General features: G+C 40.2%; 17 protein-coding genes and 1 riboswitch. Of the genes, 10 read left to right on the top strand and 7 right to left on the bottom strand.

The annotated features are described in order from the left end of the window. Nucleotides 1-84: 84 nt before the first annotated feature. Nucleotides 85-1,254: an acyl-CoA desaturase gene (locus IRT38_RS15480; RefSeq protein ID WP_004950413.1), complete on the bottom strand. Its 1,170-nt coding sequence runs from the start codon at nucleotides 1,252-1,254 to the stop codon at nucleotides 85-87. A 211-nt stretch (nucleotides 1,255-1,465) separates the two neighbouring features. Between IRT38_RS15480 and IRT38_RS15475 the strand changes: the two genes are divergently transcribed. After that, nucleotides 1,466-1,993 (top strand): META domain-containing protein, encoded by a 528-nt coding sequence (locus IRT38_RS15475; protein ID WP_194598177.1) that lies wholly within the window; start codon nucleotides 1,466-1,468, stop codon nucleotides 1,991-1,993. A 22-nt stretch (nucleotides 1,994-2,015) separates the two neighbouring features. On the opposite strand, the gene IRT38_RS15470 is transcribed toward IRT38_RS15475, so the two are convergent. The 3 genes from IRT38_RS15470 to IRT38_RS15460 form a co-directional block, all read right to left on the bottom strand. Continuing rightward, nucleotides 2,016-2,735, bottom strand: coding sequence for a glycerophosphodiester phosphodiesterase (locus IRT38_RS15470; protein ID WP_194598176.1), 720 nt, complete (start codon nucleotides 2,733-2,735; stop codon nucleotides 2,016-2,018). 21 nt (nucleotides 2,736-2,756) lie between these two features. After that, nucleotides 2,757-3,344, bottom strand: coding sequence for a cob(I)yrinic acid a,c-diamide adenosyltransferase (locus IRT38_RS15465; RefSeq protein ID WP_004950418.1), 588 nt, complete (start codon nucleotides 3,342-3,344; stop codon nucleotides 2,757-2,759). A gap of 94 nt (nucleotides 3,345-3,438) precedes the next feature. Further along, nucleotides 3,439-5,295 carry a TonB-dependent receptor plug domain-containing protein gene (locus IRT38_RS15460; RefSeq protein ID WP_194598175.1) on the bottom strand — a complete coding sequence of 619 codons (1,857 nt, stop codon included), beginning with the start codon at nucleotides 5,293-5,295 and terminating at the stop codon, nucleotides 3,439-3,441. A gap of 36 nt (nucleotides 5,296-5,331) precedes the next feature. After that, a riboswitch (cobalamin riboswitch) is annotated at nucleotides 5,332-5,545 on the bottom strand. A 118-nt stretch (nucleotides 5,546-5,663) separates the two neighbouring features. Here IRT38_RS15460 and IRT38_RS15455 point away from each other — a divergent pair. The 3 genes from IRT38_RS15455 to IRT38_RS15445 are packed head-to-tail and all read left to right on the top strand — an operon-like array spanning nucleotide 5,664 to nucleotide 8,055. After that, nucleotides 5,664-6,320 carry a phosphoribosylanthranilate isomerase gene (locus tag IRT38_RS15455; protein WP_153569610.1) on the top strand — a complete coding sequence of 219 codons (657 nt, stop codon included), beginning with the start codon at nucleotides 5,664-5,666 and terminating at the stop codon, nucleotides 6,318-6,320. After that, the gene (trpB, locus tag IRT38_RS15450) at nucleotides 6,304-7,533 is read left to right on the top strand and encodes a tryptophan synthase subunit beta (protein ID WP_194598174.1); all 1,230 of its coding nucleotides are present in this window, start codon (nucleotides 6,304-6,306) and stop codon (nucleotides 7,531-7,533) included. The genes IRT38_RS15455 and trpB overlap by 17 nt, the downstream gene beginning before the upstream one ends. Nucleotides 7,534-7,542: 9 nt before the next feature. Then, on the top strand, nucleotides 7,543-8,055 hold the full coding sequence (locus tag IRT38_RS15445) for a DUF1543 domain-containing protein (protein ID WP_004950425.1): 513 nt from the start codon (nucleotides 7,543-7,545) through the stop codon (nucleotides 8,053-8,055). A gap of 49 nt (nucleotides 8,056-8,104) precedes the next feature. Here the strand turns inward: IRT38_RS15445 and IRT38_RS15440 are convergent, their stop codons facing one another. Further along, nucleotides 8,105-9,886, bottom strand: a complete 1,782-nt coding sequence (locus IRT38_RS15440) for a bifunctional metallophosphatase/5'-nucleotidase (protein WP_194598173.1) — start codon at nucleotides 9,884-9,886, stop codon at nucleotides 8,105-8,107. A 214-nt stretch (nucleotides 9,887-10,100) separates the two neighbouring features. Here IRT38_RS15440 and IRT38_RS15435 point away from each other — a divergent pair, with 214 nt between their 5' ends. Then, nucleotides 10,101-11,096, top strand: coding sequence for a DUF2804 domain-containing protein (locus IRT38_RS15435; RefSeq protein ID WP_125318598.1), 996 nt, complete (start codon nucleotides 10,101-10,103; stop codon nucleotides 11,094-11,096). Nucleotides 11,097-11,138: 42 nt separating this feature from the next. On the opposite strand, the gene IRT38_RS15430 is transcribed toward IRT38_RS15435, so the two are convergent. Then, on the bottom strand, nucleotides 11,139-12,014 hold the full coding sequence (locus IRT38_RS15430) for a metal-dependent hydrolase (protein ID WP_194598172.1): 876 nt from the start codon (nucleotides 12,012-12,014) through the stop codon (nucleotides 11,139-11,141). A gap of 116 nt (nucleotides 12,015-12,130) precedes the next feature. Here IRT38_RS15430 and IRT38_RS15425 point away from each other — a divergent pair, with 116 nt between their 5' ends. Further along, the gene (locus tag IRT38_RS15425; protein ID WP_194598171.1) at nucleotides 12,131-13,153 is read left to right on the top strand and encodes an AraC family transcriptional regulator; all 1,023 of its coding nucleotides are present in this window, start codon (nucleotides 12,131-12,133) and stop codon (nucleotides 13,151-13,153) included. A gap of 35 nt (nucleotides 13,154-13,188) precedes the next feature. On the opposite strand, the gene IRT38_RS15420 is transcribed toward IRT38_RS15425, so the two are convergent. Continuing rightward, nucleotides 13,189-14,520 (bottom strand): Na+/H+ antiporter NhaC family protein, encoded by a 1,332-nt coding sequence (locus IRT38_RS15420; protein WP_194598170.1) that lies wholly within the window; start codon nucleotides 14,518-14,520, stop codon nucleotides 13,189-13,191. A gap of 275 nt (nucleotides 14,521-14,795) precedes the next feature. Here IRT38_RS15420 and trpA point away from each other — a divergent pair, with 275 nt between their 5' ends. The 4 genes from trpA to IRT38_RS15400 are packed head-to-tail and all read left to right on the top strand — an operon-like array spanning nucleotide 14,796 to nucleotide 18,800. Next, nucleotides 14,796-15,599, top strand: coding sequence for a tryptophan synthase subunit alpha (gene trpA, locus IRT38_RS15415; RefSeq protein WP_004908864.1), 804 nt, complete (start codon nucleotides 14,796-14,798; stop codon nucleotides 15,597-15,599). After that, nucleotides 15,596-16,492, top strand: coding sequence for an acetyl-CoA carboxylase, carboxyltransferase subunit beta (gene accD, locus IRT38_RS15410; protein ID WP_004908863.1), 897 nt, complete (start codon nucleotides 15,596-15,598; stop codon nucleotides 16,490-16,492). The genes trpA and accD overlap by 4 nt, the downstream gene beginning before the upstream one ends. Further along, on the top strand, nucleotides 16,489-17,775 hold the full coding sequence (gene folC, locus IRT38_RS15405; protein WP_194598169.1) for a bifunctional tetrahydrofolate synthase/dihydrofolate synthase: 1,287 nt from the start codon (nucleotides 16,489-16,491) through the stop codon (nucleotides 17,773-17,775). Before accD ends, folC begins: the two co-directional genes overlap by 4 nt. Further along, nucleotides 17,766-18,800: an SPOR domain-containing protein gene (locus IRT38_RS15400; RefSeq protein ID WP_194598168.1), complete on the top strand. Its 1,035-nt coding sequence runs from the start codon at nucleotides 17,766-17,768 to the stop codon at nucleotides 18,798-18,800. Before folC ends, IRT38_RS15400 begins: the two co-directional genes overlap by 10 nt. Nucleotides 18,801-18,843: the final 43 nt, after the last annotated feature.

Below are 18,843 nucleotides of genomic sequence, written 5' to 3'. Positions count from 1 at the left end.
TATCAAATATAGGTTTGAATAGGCGAATGCTTATAGGTATAAAAAATGGCCTCATTGAGAGACCATTTTGATTGAGTAAATTGATTACTCTGAAACAGGTGCTTTTTTGATATTTCGAACTAAAGTTTCTAAGCATTCACGGTGATGAGCAAGACGATGCTCAAGCAGTTGGAAATCAACTTTAAGCTTATGATCCATTTGATGAATCTTTTCAGCCATAGCTGCTTTTTTAGTTTGAAGTTCTTGCTCTTTCAACTTAGCCCAATCATTTAAGGTATTGGTAAATGCTTCATATTCTTGAGCAATACGTTGTTTCATCTGAGCAATATCTGTATTGACATCGTGACCATAAATCGCAAGGTCTTGTTCAGCATATTTAAACTTCATCGCAAGTTCGGCTTTTTGGATATTGAAGCTAGGAATGCGACGTAAGTTTTTGGCTAAACCAAGTTTAGAGCTTGTCCAAATTAACCATTTAGTAGGATCATATTGCCACCATTTCACGCCATTACGGTAATCGTATTGGAAGATATGGTGATAATTATGGTAACCCTCACCCCAAGTGAGAATCGCTAAAATGAAATTGTCACGTGCTGTGTTTTCGTCAGTATATGGACGTTTGCCCCACATATGACAAAGAGAGTTGATGAAGAAGGTAACGTGATGGCTAATGAATAAACGAATTAAACCACCAAGTATTAATACGCCCCAAACATCGCCAACAAGCCAACCGATTGGTAATAGAAGACCTGCATGCACTGCGATCACTAATGGAACATAATATTTATGTTGGAACATGACGAGCTTGTCATTTAACAAGTCAGGTGCATTTTTATAGTTTGGTTCAGCCGCAGGGTAGTTACGTAACATCCAACCCATATGTGCATACCAAAAACCGTTATTGATCGAATAAGGATCTTGATCGACATCATCAACGTGGCGGTGATGAGTACGATGACCTGAAGCCCAAAACAAAATACTGTTTTGAACCGCAAAAGTACCAGCAATCATCAGTAAGATTTTAAGAGGTAAAGCTGCTTCATAAGCACGGTGTGCCCATAAACGGTGATAACCAGCGGTAATACCTAAACTGCTTACAGCCAGTAAAAAGAACATGCTAATCCATGCGCCCATACTGAAGTCATGATGGTAGCTATAGATTGGAACCGTAATTAGCGCAACGATTGGTAAAAATACCAATGCAAAAATTGCAATCCAATTAATGGGTGCTTTCTTGAGTGGGGCGGAATTCATATCCGTCAGCGCTCCTAATAATCTTGTTTGCACAAGATAATAAAACTAAACGAGATAGCAAAACCAATCATGACGATATATTGCTATTTTATCACTGATATTAGCATGCCCAGATTCATAAGCACTAGTATTATTGTACAGTTGTATCGAAAGAACAGTAACAGAATTCATTTGTTAATATGGTCAATGAATTAAAAGGTGAACTAAATCAATGTCTGAGCAAATTACCGTGAAAAATATCATTTCTTATTTGAAGGCATTTTTTAACAAAAGTTTAATCATATCGACAGCTCTTGTGATTTCGGCTTGTCAAAGCCAACCACAAACGACCCAGTCTAAAACCTTGCAGCCAAAACGTGTGAATCAACTTCCAACGCTACAAGTTCGCAAGAGTACAGATGGCGTGCAAGATGTGACGTGGCAAATTACTCACATTCATAACAAAAGGGCATTATTCTTTAATCAATATCCAAATTTCGCTCTTAATTCTGCAACAAATCTGGTCTCTGGTTATACAGGGTGTAATAACCTATATGGTCGTTATACGTATAACTTTGCGCAACACAGATTAGATTTTGATGTGATGGCTGGACACAGTAGTTGTGACAAGGCTTTGGCCCAAGAAGCTGATTTAATGGACTCCATGCAGCGTGTGAAAAAGTTTCAGTTTGATGGGGCGAATTTATATTTGTTAGATGAAAAAGGTCAGCGTCTAATTCAAGCCCAACGCCAAAGATAAAGACGACATAAGTCGTCTTTTTTTACAGCTTGAGGTGTTGCAGCATGAGTTGAGGAACATCTGTAATCAACCCCTCTATACCGAGTTGTTGAAGATATTTTGCTCGATCAATGTCATTCACAGTCCAAACACTGGTTTTTAAATTCGCATGTTGGGTGAGTTTGATGATCTCATCAGTGACAAGCTGGTCTTTCCAACCTATTTGCTGACATTCATATTGTTGAGCAAGTTCAATGGCATATTCACCAATTGGGATTTCAACCAACAAACCGCGTTTATAGTGACTACGAATGTGTTGTAGGGCAGCTAAAATTTTGACATCAAAACTTGTGATCGTTGCTGAAGTCTCAAAACCTTTTAAATCTTGATGTAATTGCTCGATCAGGCGTTCGGCAGCAGCTTCATCTGCGACTGCTTTGATTTCCACTTCGATGTGGTCAAAATCTGTTAGGCATTCTAATACATGCGGCAAACTTGGGGTGTATTCTTCAAATATCCAATGCTGCCATTGATGGCGATGATCGAATTGTTGAGCTTCAGATAAATCGCAGCTTTCAACATGTTGTGCTCGACCTGTGGTACGCACAAAATCATCATCATGAATAACTACCAGTTGCCCATCTTTGAGTTGACGTACGTCAAACTCGACTGCACGTATCCCCAGTCCATGTAGATAGCGAAATCCACCTAGTGTATTTTCAGGGGCTTCACCACGTGCACCACGATGACCAATGATTCGCATTTCGACTCACCTTAGAAATAATTATGCTTGTTCAATGCTGTCATTAATGTTCTTTTGCCAGAGTACTTCGCTACCGCCTTCTGCACGTTGTAAAGCACGGGAAGCAACAAATAACCAGTCTGATAGACGATTCAATAGCTGTAAAGCCGTTGCTTGAATATTTTGATCACGACTGTGTACCGACATTAATGCACGTTCAGCACGACGACATACAGCACGTGCCTGATGTGCATAGCTACATGCCAGACTACCTGAAGGTAAAATAAACTCTTTGAGCATCGGCAGCGATTCGTTCATTTGATCAATTTCTTTTTCAAGGAATTCAATACAAATCGGTTGGAGTAAATGATAGTTTGGAATACAAACCTCACCACCTAAATCGAATAGCCAATGTTGAATAAGACTTAAGCTTTTGTCCCATTGGGCTTTGCTTTCTATTTGGCTAGCTGTGATCTGAGCACGAAGTACACCTATCGTTGCATTCAGTTCATCAACATCACCTAAGGCTGTAATACGCAAATCATCTTTAGCTACACGTGAACCATCTCCAAGCCCTGTTGTACCTGAGTCGCCAGTGCGAGTGTAGATTTTACTTAAACGATGTCCCATCAAACTGTCCTACCAATAAAAAGGGGATAATGTCGGTCAAAACATTACCCCGAAAATGGAGTTAATAAAATATTTTTAGGATATTATTGCGCGATTAATAACGGAACGTAACGCCTGCTGAAGCTAGACGACCACCGTTAACGTAGTAAACACCACCACCGTTATAAGCGGTTTTGTAGTTCACATCACCGATGTTCTCGAGATTAGTGAAGATTCTGATCATTGGCGTTGGTTGCCAATATGCATTGACATTAGTAGTTACGTAACCTGGTGTTGTGGTTGGGGTGGTTGAAGGCCAGTCGGCAAAATCTTTAGATTTAGATTTCGCAACGATAGATGCTGAAATACCGTAGATTCCATCATCCCAACCAGTGGTTAACGTTAAGCTTTGTTTCGGACGACGATTTAACTCTTTATTTGTTTCATCATCTTTGGCTTGAACATAGGCATATGTTGTATCTAAAAACAACTCATCTTGTTGCCACTTAAATGATGCTTCGCCACCTGTAAACGTTGCTTTGTTAACATTAATCAGTTTGCCTGCTTGGAAGCTAATTAAATTATCCACTTTGTTACGGTAAACCGATAACCCCAAATCAATACCATAGTTTAGCTTTTGGTCTACACCAATTTCATAAGAAAAACTTTCTTCTGGTTTTAGGTCAGGATTGGCGCCCCAAGACATCGCATACAGATCATTTGTAGTTGGCGCGCGGAATGCAGAGCCAATATTCGCATAAACACTTGTTAGTGGTAATACTTGGTATCTGATCGCACCTTGACCTACAGTATGTGTACCAAACTTATCGTTATCCTCAACACGAACACCAACTTGAGTTTCTATGCCATTTTGTTGATATTGATGCTGAAGAAAATAACCAACGGTATCGATAGATTCTCTGTATTTTACGTCTTCTCCACCCCAAAGATTTTTAGAGTACACATCACCTTTAATGTCTTTAAAGGTTGAACCCAATAAAATGTTTTGTGCAGGTGTGAATTGCCATTTGGTATAGAGTTCTGCCTCTTGAGTCGTGCTATATACGTAGTCAGGAGAATTATTTTGATTCAGGTCGTCTTTATACTGTGATAGTCGTGCATGTACAGCTAAGTTCTCTAGAATATTGGCACGCGCTTTTAGGTTAATCGCTTCATTTTTAAAGTCTTGAGAAACTAAATTGCCGTAATTGTCGTAGTCGCTGTAGCCTTCATTTTCACTATAATCAACAGAAGCAGCATAGTTTTCTTGTTCTACACCAATTTTTGCACTATAGCCTTTTTGATCAAAACTCGCTTTCTTCGAGTTTTTAGCATCAGTGACAGGCGTACCATCAGTTTCTAAACGTTGACCACGCAGTTGTGCATAAAAACCATTTTCTGCTAGGTCTGCACCAATTACAGATTTATAAGTTTTATTTTCACCGATCTCACCTGTTACAAAAGCTGAAGTTTTTTCAGGTGTTTTTGAAATGAGTTGCACTACACCGCCAATAGCATCCGCACCGTATAAAACAGATGCTGGACCTTTTAATACTTCAATTTGTTTGATGTCAGTGGTATCAATAAATGGAAGAGAAGCGGCACCAGATGTATTTGAGTTAAGGCGAACACCATCTCTTAATAATAGTGTGTGATTTGAATTAGTGCCTCGTAAAAAGATTGAGGCTGCTTGTCCGTAACCACCGCTTTGGACCATATTGATTGAGGCATCTGTTTGTAACAATTGCGGTAATGATGCAATTGGAGATTGCTCAAGAATCTTCGGTTCTATGATGTTGATACGGGCAGGGACATCACTAATTTTTTGTTCTGTACGTGTTGCTGTGACCACGATCGTATCGAGTGATGCAGTTTTATTAGTTGATACGGTTTGAGCAAAAGCAGTTGAACTTAACCCCATCGCAATAGCGATAGCCCCAGCCAAATGTGCCGGTTTTAAATGTGTAGACATGATGTCGCTCCATACATTCACCCATCGTGAATGTTAATGTGGAAGTAAACAACAAGCAGGTCTCCGGACTTCACTATATCATCACAATCGTGATGCTATTAATCATCTTCCCACATCATTCAGATGCAGTGATTTGGCTTAGAGCTGAGATTAATAATTCGGTGTTACCGTTGCGAGGGCAGTGTTGGATTTGCACCAACTTCCCTATAAGCAAAAGATTTTGCTTTAGACTTGTTGCGAGATTGAGCGCAGTATAAAGTGTTCACGTTTTTTAAACAATCGCATTTCAGACTGAACTTTGCCCCAAGCTGGTTAAATTGGATTACAATGCGGTGCAATCAAATTTTAATGCTAAAATTGGACTTATTATGCGCCAAATTCAAAGCCGAACTCGCGCCAAGATTTGTGGCATCACACGTGCACAAGATATTCAAGCCGCAATAAGTGCTGGCGCAGATGCAATTGGTTTGGTTTTTTTCCCTCCGAGTCCAAGGCATGTCACTATTGAAAATGCACAGGAACTTGCGAATCTCGTTCCTCCCTATGTGCAATTGGTGGGTTTATTTGTCAATGCAAGTGCACAAGAAATCCAAACGGTGCTTGATTCAGTTCCTTTAGATGTATTACAACTACATGGTGATGAAACCCCTGAGCAATGCCAACAAATTGCTGCGCAATGTAAGCGCCGTTGGTACAAAGCGATTCAAGTTAAGCCTGATTTAGATGTTGTGACTGAAATTCAACGTTATGAAGCTGCGGGAGCCAGTGCAGTACTTTTAGATGCATGGCATCCTCAGTTAAAAGGTGGGACGGGGCATTGTTTCGATTGGAATCAATTTCCTCAACTTGATATCCCACTGATTTTGGCAGGCGGTTTAACCCCTGAAAATGTGAGTGAAGCTATACACACTACGGCTGCTTTTGCTGTAGATGTGAGCGGAGGCGTAGAGTCCGCAAAAGGTATAAAAGACCAACAACTCATTGAAAAATTTATGCAAGGAGTCCAACGTGGATCAGCAAAATAATGTGATTGACTACACCCAGTTTCCAGATGCTCAAGGGCATTTCGGTATTCATGGTGGACGTTTTGTGTCAGAAACGCTGATGGCTGCGCTTGAAGATTTAGAAAATCTTTATAATCGTATGAAAAATGATGAAACGTTTTTGGCTGAGTTTGATCGTGATCTTGCGTACTATGTTGGTCGTCCTAGTCCTCTTTATCATGCTGAGCGATGGTCTCAGCACCTCGGCGGTGCGCAAATTTACTTAAAACGTGAAGACCTAAACCATACTGGCTCTCACAAAGTAAATAACACGATTGGTCAGGCATTATTGGCAAAACTTTCGGGCAAAAAACGAATCATTGCTGAAACAGGTGCTGGTCAACATGGTGTAGCAACCGCAACAATCGCTGCTCGCTTGGGTATGGAGTGCGTGGTGTACATGGGTGCTGAAGACGTAAAGCGTCAAGCGATGAATGTATATCGTATGCGTTTGCTTGGCGCAAAAGTTGTACCAGTGCAAAGCGGATCCAAAACTTTAAAAGATGCATTGAATGAAGCGATGCGTGATTGGGTAACCAATGTCGATACGACATATTACGTAATTGGTACAGTTGCAGGGCCACACCCATATCCACAACTTGTACGTGATTTCCAGTCGATTATTGGACGTGAAGCGCGTCGCCAAATCCTTGAGCAAGCGGGTCGTCTTCCTGATGCATTAGTTGCTTGTGTCGGTGGTGGTTCAAATGCGATGGGCTTGTTCTATCCATTCCTGAATGATCAAGATGTCAAAATGTATGGCGTTGAAGCTGCTGGTTACGGTATTGAAACAGGCAAACATTCTGCTCCATTAAATGCAGGTCATGTTGGTGTATTGCATGGTAACCGTACTTACCTCATGTCTGATGCACAAGGTCAGATCATTGAAACACACAGTATTTCCGCAGGTTTGGATTATCCTGGTGTTGGACCAGAACACAGTTTCTTGAAAGATATGAAACGCGTTGAATATGTTCCGATTATGGATGATGAAGCTCTGCAAGGTTTCCGTGATCTCACCAAAATTGAAGGAATTATTCCTGCTTTGGAAAGTTCACATGCGATGGCGTATGTCACTAAACTGGCACCAACAATGTCAAAAGATCAAATCATTATTGCGACTGTTTCAGGTCGTGGTGATAAAGATTTAATGACGGTAGCCCGTATTGATGGCGTCGAAATGGTTGAAATGTAAGTCAACCTCATGCCAAGTTTGTTTATGGTGATGTTGGGTGGTCGACATGCTAAAGCCATTACCGAAGTCCATGATGTGGTTATGGCAATCGGTGATGATGTGCAGGAGATCATTCCTCAACTGAAGCAAGCTTGGTTTGGTGAGTTGAAGGGTTTACATATTGACGCTTGGGCTCAGTTTTCTGGAGTTCAGACGCAAGGTGTAGATTATCAAATTCACTTCGCGCTTGCTGCCCCAGCAGTAGACGAGCAAAAGTTATATTTGATCAATCTCGGCGGATATTCAGCAAATCAATTTGGCGAGTTACATCGTTATCACTTGGTGGTTGCTACAAATACTACTCAAGCTAAACAGATTGCGAAGCAGTTGATTCCACCAGAGTGGGGTAAACCACATACTGACCGTGTTATTGAGGTGGATGATTGTATCCCAATCGATCATGTTGCAGGGCGTTATGTGCATTTAGTGAAAGGTCTGTTTAAGCCGATAACTTGGCAAAATACTTATCTTCCAATTGATTAAATATCATAAAAAATGGGGAGACGAAAGCTTCCCCATTTTTTTATGTGAACTACTGAATAACTTTAATACGGTTGGTTTCAGGTGCTTGAACAGGTGAATTTTGGTTGATGTATTTTTCTAATGCATCAATGTCTTGTCCACCACCTACACGATTGGTTCCTTTTGTGAGTACAGTAAAGTTATCGCCACCATCTGCAATAAAACTATTTACGGTGACTCGATAAGATTTGCTATCCATTAAAGCCTGCCCAGAAATCATAATTTGAGTAGCACGTGGGACAGCAGTTGCATCTTTTTTATAAGCATAACTCAGCTCTTTAGACGGCTGTAATATGCGCGGTCGATCAGCATTTGCCCCAGACCATTGTTGTTCTAATAGTTCACGGATTTGTTGGCCAGTCAGACTTAAAGTGACAATCGAATTACCAAAAGGTTGTACTGCAAATACGTCTCCAAAAGTGATTTGATTATTACTGTTGGTTTGAAGGTCAGCACGTACCCCACCTGGATTCATTAATGTGAAATCAGAGCCTTGATTGCTTGCAGTTAAAGCTGCTGCTTGTTGGGCATCTGCAATTAAATTACCTAAAGCGGTTTCACCACTTTCAGCTGCATTTCGATTAATGACTGTAGTCGCAGTGCCTACGATACGTGCAGAAATTGTAGTTACAGCTTGACGATATTTATCAAGAATTGCTTCGATATTTGGTGTTTTGTTAAATTTCTCATATAAGTTAGTCAAGTTAACTGTAGTCGTTCCAGACGTATATGCTTCGCTTTGAATAGGTACTTGTTGAGCATCTTTCTTGATGACATCCCCAGTTTTACCATCGAGCTCAAGTTTAATGTTGGTAATTGCTGTGCCGTATTGTCCTGCTGAGGTCAATAGAAATGGCTTTTGTGGGTTTAAGGTTGAATAGTCACAGATATAAGACTGGTGGGTGTGTCCTGAAACCACGACATCAACCGCAGTATCTAAACGATCTAATATTCCAGTCAAAGGTCCACTTAATCCTGCGCAGGTTTTCGCATTAAATTTAGTACTTGGCGCTACACCCTCATGTACCACTACAACAATTGCTTCAACCCCTTGCTTTTTTAACTCAGGTATAAGTGAATTGACAGTCTCTGCTTCATCATGAAAATCAACATCTTTGATACCTGCCGCTGAGACAATTGTTGGTGTTGCTTCTAAGGTTAAACCAATAAACGCAACAGGGATATTGCCATAGCGCTTAATTTTATATGCAGGAAATAGTGTTCTTTTGGGATCAGCTTTCAAAGAGACATTTGCTGCTAAAAAGTTAAATTTTGCACCAGCGAAATCTTTGTTAATTTGGCAAGGTTTAGTGGTGGTATATTGCTGACAACCACCATTTTGCAAACGACGTAATTCATCAGTTCCACGATCAAATTCATGATTACCAACCGCGTTAAAATCAATTTTGATTTCATTCATGGTTTCAATGGTCGGTTCATCCAAGAATAGAGATGAGGTAAGTGGAGAGGCACTAATTAAATCACCCGCAGATACTACGGCATTGTTAGGATATTGAGCACGGAGTTTATTGATTGCATCTGCAAAATAACTGACACCACCTACAGGAATTCGTACCGATTTATTCGTGTCAGTGGGGTCTTCAGCCTCAATAAAACGTTTTGGTGGTTCTAAATTACCGTGAAAATCATTGAAAGCTAAAATATTAATACTTTGATTTTGTCGTTCTGGTTGGGTTGCGGAGCTATTTTGATCATCGTTGTCGTTACATGCTGTCAGTGCTAATACTATGAATCCCAACGCGTTGACTTTTAATAATGGATGTAGAGTCATGTTTTTTGATCGAGTGGTATAAGATTGTTTTTTAAAATAAAACTTGAGTATGAATATTTGATGAAATATTAAGCTAAAATACATCTTGCTGCTCACTCGCATGAGTCTGAACTTATTTGAGTAATTTTGATGGTTCGAGATAATGCTTGAGAAATCATAGAGCTTGGACTTTATGACGGCAATAGATGCAATGACGCAATCATGGAAATCGACAATGGATTTGATACAAACAAATGGTCAACCTCGTTATGGACGATTCGAACACGTTCCATCACGTATTAATTTAGATGACTATATTTATAAAACCCCTTATGGTCAGGTATTAAAAGGTTGGCGAAAACAGCTTAAATATAAGAAGTTTAAATTCTGTGGATTACAACATGAGCATTATAGCATCGGGATTGCGATTGTTGATTTGTCATGGGCAGGGCATGCTTTTTATTATGTGTATGATCATCTCTCGCAAAAAGTCATTGAGTGGAATGCGATACAGCCTTTGGCTTTAAAAACACAACTGGACGAACAGCCTTTGTTTAGTCAAAGTTTTTTTAAAAAGTCTGCCTACCAATTTGATATGCAACATGCGAATGGTGTGCGTTATATTCAAGTGACAAAACATGGCGAAACACAGCTGAAAGCACGGATTTTTTGCGCAGGAACTGATGCTTTGAGTATGTGTTCACCGACAGGTATTAATGGATGGACGTATACACAGAAGCAAACCACTTTAGCTGTTGAAGGTTTTTTTATTAGTCCTGATCAGCAACGCATCGACTTTAATGAACAAAGCCTAGCAGCTTTAGATGATACTTGTGGTTTTCTTCGCCCAGAAACTGCTTGGTTTTGGTTGTCGTGTCAATTTAGAGATCAACAAGAGCGACGGATCGGTTTAAATCTAGCGTCAGGTGTGAACGAAAGTTTTGGCAATGAAAATGCTTTGTGGGTCAATGGTCGTCTCTATCCGCTCAATGATGTTTTATTTGAACAGCAAAACGAAACAACATGGTCAATTCGTTCTTTAGATCAACGTCTCAACCTACTTGTTGAAACAGGGTGGTGTCGTTTTGAAAATATTAATTTGCGTTTGATTGGCAGTCAGTTCAATCAATGGCAAGCGAAAGTAACAGGGACGATTGATTTGGAAGCGGTTGAACCTGTTGTTCTAAATGAACAATATGGTTTATTAGAGCAGCATTACGCGAAGTGGTAGGTTCTAAAAAAACCTCCCGTTTAAAGGGAGGTTTTTTATGGTTTATAATCCAGCCTGCCAAAAGGCTTCGCCCGCAGCAATCGGATCATTAGTTTTTGCTAAGGTATCGATCCAAACATCATATTGACGAATAATCGGATGCTGATTGGGATGAAAGTCTTCTTTGAACCAATCGCTGTATTGTTCACGTTTAGAAGTCAAAATACCTTTTCGACCAAAGAACCAAGGTAAACCTTTACGTGCTAAATCTAGGCGTTGTTTTAAATTAAAACCATCTTTTTTCAGCATGACATCGGTACGATACATCGTAAAACCAAACATCAGAACTGTAGTGAGTACTAATGCTGAGCGACGTGTGAACTCAGATACATCGCCCACTTCTTTCATGACATCAAAGGCAACATCACGGTGCTCCATTTCCTCGATCGCATGCCAAGCAAATAGCGCTCGAACAAAGGGATCAGCATCCGCAAGAGTTTCCTTTTTACTGTAGAAAGTATCTGCCATGAGCGCTGTCAAATGTTCCGCTGCGGCAGTCATCGCAATGTTGTACTGTGGCGAACGATATTTGAGTTCAAATTTAAAAATTTTCTTCAAACGATCAGTGAACTGATCAACAGGCATACCTTGCTCTTTCATGACCTCATTCATTTTGTCATGGGCAATACCGTGTTGTGCTTCTTGACGAATAAAGTCAGCCACACGTGCTTGCAAGTCAGGATCTTTGATTTTGTCACGAAACAAACGAACAGACTCGATGAAATAGCGCTCCCCATCTGGGAATGTCAGACTCAATGCATCGAACATACGAGTACGGAATGGATCACCACCAAACCAAAAGCGTGGTGCTTCATTAAGGTGAAAATCTAGTTTTGTTCTTACAATTGGATCAACTTGATAGGAAACATGTGCATTCATCTTTGCTCTTCCTTTTTCTTTTTCATGTACTCAGTATGGAAAAAGTCCGATGAAATGTTTTGACAGTTACAGCCAAGTTTTATACAAATAACGACATATCAGGATGAGATTGGCATATGTCAGTTAAAATTATAATTGGATATTTGCGATTGTTTAATCGTGTTCTTCAACAAGAGCAAGTCGATTTGTCTAAAGTTGTGGAACAAGAATTATGGTTAACATTTCAAAATTGTTTAGAACATCCTGATAAGCAAGATTTTGATGTAGAACGATATGTTGTACTTCTACAAGCAGCACAAAGTTATTTTTCGCGGCCCATTACACTTGTTTTGGCTGAACATGCTAACTTGCAAGATTTAGGGCTAATGGGATATTTGGCTTCAACCAGTTTAGACTTACAACAAGCATTGCAACTCTTACAACGATATTATTCTTTGGTCTTTAAGCAAACAAATCTGGAACAGTTGAGCGTGCAACAGTTTGCCGAGTACATCCAAATTGTTTGGGGAGCATCGTATAGTGACTATCGTGAGATGTATGAACTGAATTTGGCATTGATCTTTAAAATTGCGCAATCCATCGTACAAGATGCCCTTGTTCCACCTCAAAAAATACAGTTTGGTTATCTTCCTCATACGGCATTGTATCATTATGAAAAGTTTTATGGATGTCCTATTCATGTGCAAGCAGGGCAATATGCCATTCGATTTTCAAATCAAATTTTAAAAGCGAAAAGTATTGCAGGAGATCAACAGCTTAATCATGTGCTATCCACACAGGCACAACAATCTTTAAATAGTGTGACTTCTTCTGAGTCACAGCAACAACAATTTAGACAGAAAATACAAACTTATATCGAGCAGGGATTGGCTCAACAAGAAGAGGTCTTGCAAAGCTATGTTGCAAAGCGTTTGCATTGTTCTGAGCGAACTTTGCAACGTCAACTAAAAGCTTATCAACTTAACTTTCAGGATATTTTAGATCAATATCGTTTAGAACAAAGTAAGTTGTATTTGCAGCAAGGAAAATCCCTTTCTGAAATTGCTGAACGGCTAAATTATGCAGATCAAAGTGCATTTGGACGTGCTTTTAAACGGTGGACTGGCGTGACACCGAAGCAGTTTTTAAAGTCTCTTTAATTTTAAAATCAAAACTAAAGAGACTTTGCAAATGTTTAAGATGTTTTTAATCGTGGATAATTAAACAAGATCGCTAAAATCGCAAATACGGCAAGAATCCAGCAATAGTAAATATGTCCGATTAACTCGACTGGCGAGAGCTTTGCAATTGAGCAAGCCAAAAGCAATTGTGCACCGTAGGGAATAATGCCTTGAATCACGCAAGAAAAAATGTCTAACAGTGCTGCACTACGTTTCGGATCAACGCCATATTCTTTAGCCACTTCACGAGCCATATCGCCTGATAAAATGATCGCAACTGTATTATTCGCAACAAACAAATTGGAGAAGACTACAAGAAAACTAATGCCCAACTCCCCAGCACGCTGACGACCAAATTTAAATAGACGGGTAATACGATAAATTTTTTCGATTAACCACTGTAAACCACCTTCTTTTTGCATCAAAGCTGACAGACCCCCAAGTAACATTGATAGTAGTGCAACTTCAAACATTCCCACGAAGCCATCATAAATAGAAGAATTTAATTTCAATAAATCAAATTCAGGCTTTTCAATCAGACCGATGATTCCAGATAGCACCACTCCAGTCATTAAAACTGCAAGTACATGTAATCGGCTGAATGCTAGAAAAAAGACCGCTAGATAAGGCAAAATTAACCATAAATCATAAGTTTTTGATTGAATTGATTCCGCTTGTTGGCTGAGTAGCACATAAGCAATCAAGGTCATGATGGCAGCAGGTAAAGCAATCCAAACGTTGACTCTAAATTTATCTCGAAGTTCGACATTTTGACTTCTTGTGGCAGCAATCGTTGTATCAGAGATCATGGACAGATTGTCGCCAAACATTGCACCACCAACGACAGCTCCAATCGCATAAATTGGTAAAATGTCAGTCGCTTGAGTAAAACCAAAAGCAATCGGTGCACAAGCAGCAATAGTACCCATAGAAGTACCCATAGCAGTAGCAATAAAGGCTGAAATGATAAACAGCATGGGTAACACAAATTCAGCTGAAATCAATGACAAACCTAATTGAACTGTGGCATCAACGCTTCCAATGGCACTTGATACACTTGCAAAAGCTCCAGCCAACATGAATACCATGAACATTAAAATAAGGTTCGGATGACTTGCGCCTTGAAGAAACTCTTCGATGGCTGTGTTGAGTTTCTGTTTGTATAGCAGTAAAGCTAAAATGATGGCAGGGATTGCTGCGACTGGCGCTTTTACTTGATAAAAGGCAAATTCTGTCCCAATCATTGAATGATAGAGACCACTCCCGAGAAAGATGATCAAAAATACCAATAAAGGTAACAAAGCAAGCGCATTGCTTTGCACTTTTTCCTGAGAGTAGGCAGACATAAAAAATAAAAGAATATTTAAAAATTGCGCCTAGTATAAAGGAGCTTTGGTGATTTCTAAAATGCAGGTGGTTTTCTTGAAAATTAGGAATCTTTGATCATTGAGAATTCAGCCAAAATATAGATAAATGTGTCAGGGCTGTTGTAAGTAGCAATATTCACGTTGCAATCACGTCAAAACCTGTTCAATGAGCAAAAAATAGCGTTACAATGCAGTGTTTTTGTATGTCTACAAACAACTCCTCAATTTATATAAATCAAGGAAAGCATAATCCTATGTCACGTCTTGCCACTCGTTTTGAACAGCTTAAATCTCAGCAACGTAAAGCGCTTGTTTCTTATGTTATGGCAGGTGACCCGCATCCACAGGTAACTGTTCCATTACTTCACCAAATGGTTGAAGCTGGCGTCGACGTTATTGAGTTAGGTTTACCATTCTCAGATCCGATGGCTGATGGTCCAGTCATTGCACTAGCTGCTGAGCGTGCATTGGCAGGTGGAACCAATACACTAGATGCGTTGGATATGGTCAAAGCCTTTCGTGAAAAAGATCAAACCACACCTGTTGTTTTAATGGGATATTTGAATCCTGTTGAAGTGATTGGTTATGAAAAATTTGTTGCATATGCAAAAGATTGTGGTGTTGATGGTGTACTTCTTGTGGATCTTCCACCTGAGGAATCTAAGCAGTTTGGTGAAGTCTTAAAACAAAATGAGATGGATCAAATTTTCTTATTAGCACCAACATCAACTGATAAGCGTATTCAGCATGTGGTGAATCATGCGAGTGGTTTTGTTTACTATGTGTCATTAAAAGGTGTGACAGGTGCAGCAACATTAGATACCTCAGAAGCTGCAGCTCGTATTGCGAAAATCAAAACCATGACCAATGTACCAGTTGGTGTTGGATTTGGTATTAGCGATGCTGCATCTGCAAAAGCAATGGGTCAAGTTGCTGATGCCGTGATCGTCGGTAGTGCTTTCGTTAAATCTTTTGCGACATTGCCAGCAGATGATGCTGTGCAAGAGACGGTAAATAAAGTGAAGGAGCTTCGAGCTGCGCTCGATGAGTTAGTATGAGTCAAGAGTTAACAACAGGGAAGGTTCTTAGCCCTTCAACGCCTTGGATTGAGCGTCAAGTCCCTGGTATTCAAGTTGCTACTGAGCAGCAGACATTCAAAGCAACTTTTACTGAGCCTACGATTGAATGCCCAGAGTGTCATGCATTGGTGACACGTACAGCAATGTCTTTCAATGCTTATGTTTGTCCTCAGTGTGACGAACACTTACGTATGCGTGCTCGTGATCGCTTAAACTGGTTTTTTGATCAAGTTAATGCAGAGTTGGGACAAGAGTTTGCTGCTAAAGACCCATTAAAATTTGTGGACAGTAAACCTTATCCTGAGCGTATGCGCGAAGCTCAAGATAAAACAGGTGAAACAGAAGCTTTGGTTGTGATGCAAGGTTCACTCAAAGGTTTAGACCTAATCGCTTGTGCTTTTGAGTTTGACTTCATGGGTGGCTCAATGGGGACAGTCGTAGGTGATCGTTTTGTCCAAGCGGCTGAACGAGCAATTGAATTACGTCAACCTTTAATCTGTTTTGCTGCATCGGGTGGTGCTCGTATGCAAGAGGGTATGTTGTCTTTGATGCAAATGGCACGTACTTCAGCCGCGATTCAGCGAATGAAAGATGCACGTCTTCCGTATCTGGTTGTGTTGACACATCCTGTCTATGGTGGTGTTACCGCTTCACTCGCGATGTTAGGCGATGTACATATTGCTGAACCTAAAGCGATGATTGGATTTGCAGGTAAGCGCGTAATTGAGCAAACAGTTCGTGAAAAGTTAGAAGAACCATTCCAACGTGCTGAATATTTGCTTGATCATGGTGTGGTCGATCAAATTGTTCATCGTCATGCATTACGTGATACTGTATATAGACTTGTTGCTAAATTGATGAACTTACCTTGACACAGCAAACACCACATTCTGATGATACATTAACAACATGGCTCGATTATTGGAGCCATGTTCACGTTACGGGCATTGATTTGGGATTGGAACGCGTTATTCCAGTTGCTGAAAAGCTTGGAGTAATGAAACCCAATGCAAAAGTTTTTACGGTTGCAGGGACCAATGGCAAAGGCTCAACGACAACAACGCTTGCTGCGATTTTAAATGCGCAAGGTTATAACGTGGGGCTTTATCAATCGCCGCATATTTACCGTTTTAATGAGCGGTTAAAGTTAGCGGGGCAAGAGGTTGATGATCAAAGTCTTATCGATGCTTTCGTACTCGTAGATCAAGCACGTCGTGAGTGTGGATTAAGTTTATCTTTCTTTGAAGCAACCACTTTGGCTGCTTTTTTGATTTTTAAACAAAAGCAATGTGATGTATGGGTACTCGAAGTAGGACTCGGTGGTCGCCTAGACGTGGTCAATGTGATCGATCCTGATATTGCCGTGATTACCAATATTGGTTTGGATCATGTGGATTGGTTGGGCGATACAATTGAAAAAATCGCTTTTGAAAAAGCTGGAATTATTCGTCCGAATATTCCCGTGATTTTTGGTGGTAATCAACCTTTACCGCAAGCGATACAAGATAAAGCGCTTGAATCTAACGCTAATCTATACGCATTAAACCGAGATTATTTTTATCAATTAAATGATGACGGTCTGTCATGGTGTTTTGCTTCTTCAGGTACAACATTAAAGTTGCCGACAGGACATTTGGCAATTGAAAATATTTCAACTGCCGTTGCTGCAATCTTAGTAAGTGGTTTGCCTATTTCTCAATCCACAATTGCTCATGGTATTCAGCATGCTTCATTGCAAGGACGATTTGAAATTCGTCAAATTCAAAACAAAACCGTCATTTTTGATGCTGGGCATAACCCTCATGGTGTCGAATTTTTGTTGAACCAGTTGCGAAAATTCTTAAAATACAATAAACAGTACACAGAAGTTGTGGCTGTATTCTCAATGTTGGCAGATAAAGATATTGCATCTGTAACTGATTTACTAAAAACAACAGTAAAAAATTGGTTTATTGCTACTTTAGATGTGCCTCGAGCTGCGCCAATGCAACAGATAAATGAAGCATTGGCAGGTCAACAGGTGCACGAATTTAGCAGTATCCAGCAAGCGTTTGAAATCGTGTTGAAACAATGTAATAACAATCAACTGATTTTAGTCTGTGGTTCGTTTCATACTTTAGAAGCGGTCTGGGAGTATTTAGAAGAATGTCAATGAATAACAAACAACGTTGGATGGGCGGCGTTGTTCTACTTGGAGGAGGTGTTTTATTGGCAGCCTTACTTCTCAAGGGCAATGAAGAAATAGAGCAAGACAAAGCACAAGCAACAATCTCTCATCCGATTCCCAAAACTCAATCAAACTCAAATACCGCACAACCTTTACAAGATGGTGAAATGGTTTCACTCCAACCACTTGCTGTGGATGTAGAAACTGAAAAGCGATTACTCGAAGAGCAGCGCCTCGCTCGTGAAAAAGCTGTTGCAGAGCAAGAAGCCAGAGCCGCTGAGTTCTTGAAAATGCAACAAGAAGCTGAAGCTGCTGCTGCGCGTAAAGCTGCTGAAGAATATGCAGCTTTAAATGCACGCCGTAGTTCAGAGCAAGAAAGTTCAGATAATATTCCTCCTGAACTTGCAGAAGATGACAAAGCAAAAGCTCAGCGTCTTGCTGAGGAAAAGCGAAAGTTAGATGAAAAAAAGAAAGCTGAACAACAAAAGCAAGATCAACTTAAGTCAGATGCTGAAAAGAAGTTAGCGGAAGAGAAACGTAAAGCTGAAGCTGAGAAAAAAGCAGCGGAAGAGAAACGTAAGGCTGAAGCAGATAAAAAAGCTGCTGAAGAAAAACGCAAAGCGGAAGCTGAGAAAAAGGCAGCAGAAGACAAGCGTAAAGCTGAAGCTGACAAAAAAGCGGCTGATGATAAAAAACGTAAAGCTGAAGAAGACGCCAAAAAGAAAGCTGAGGCTGAAAAAGCACGCGATCTTATGGAAAATGGCGATAAGAAGTGGATGGTTCAAGTGGCATTGGCTGCAAACCAAGCAAATGCAGATGCTGTCGTATCCAAGCTACGTGCTAAAGGCTATAAAGTCACAACCAGTTCTACCTCGAAAGGTATTCGTATTATGGTTGGACCTGCCAAAGATCGCGATGTTGCTGATGCAACTCGGAAAAAGATTTCTTCTGATGAAAGTCTGAATATGAAATCAGCTTGGGTAATTGACTGGGTTCCACTAGATCAAAGATAAAAAGTTGTTTAAGTAAGCTAAGTATCTTTGAAGTTGAGCTGAT

It is taken from the genome of Acinetobacter sp. SK-43, from assembly GCF_015351505.1.
GTDB classification, from domain to species: Bacteria; Pseudomonadota; Gammaproteobacteria; order Pseudomonadales; family Moraxellaceae; genus Acinetobacter; species Acinetobacter junii.
Note: the sequence above shows the minus strand (reverse complement) of the source record. Positions and strands in the feature narration are given on the sequence as shown.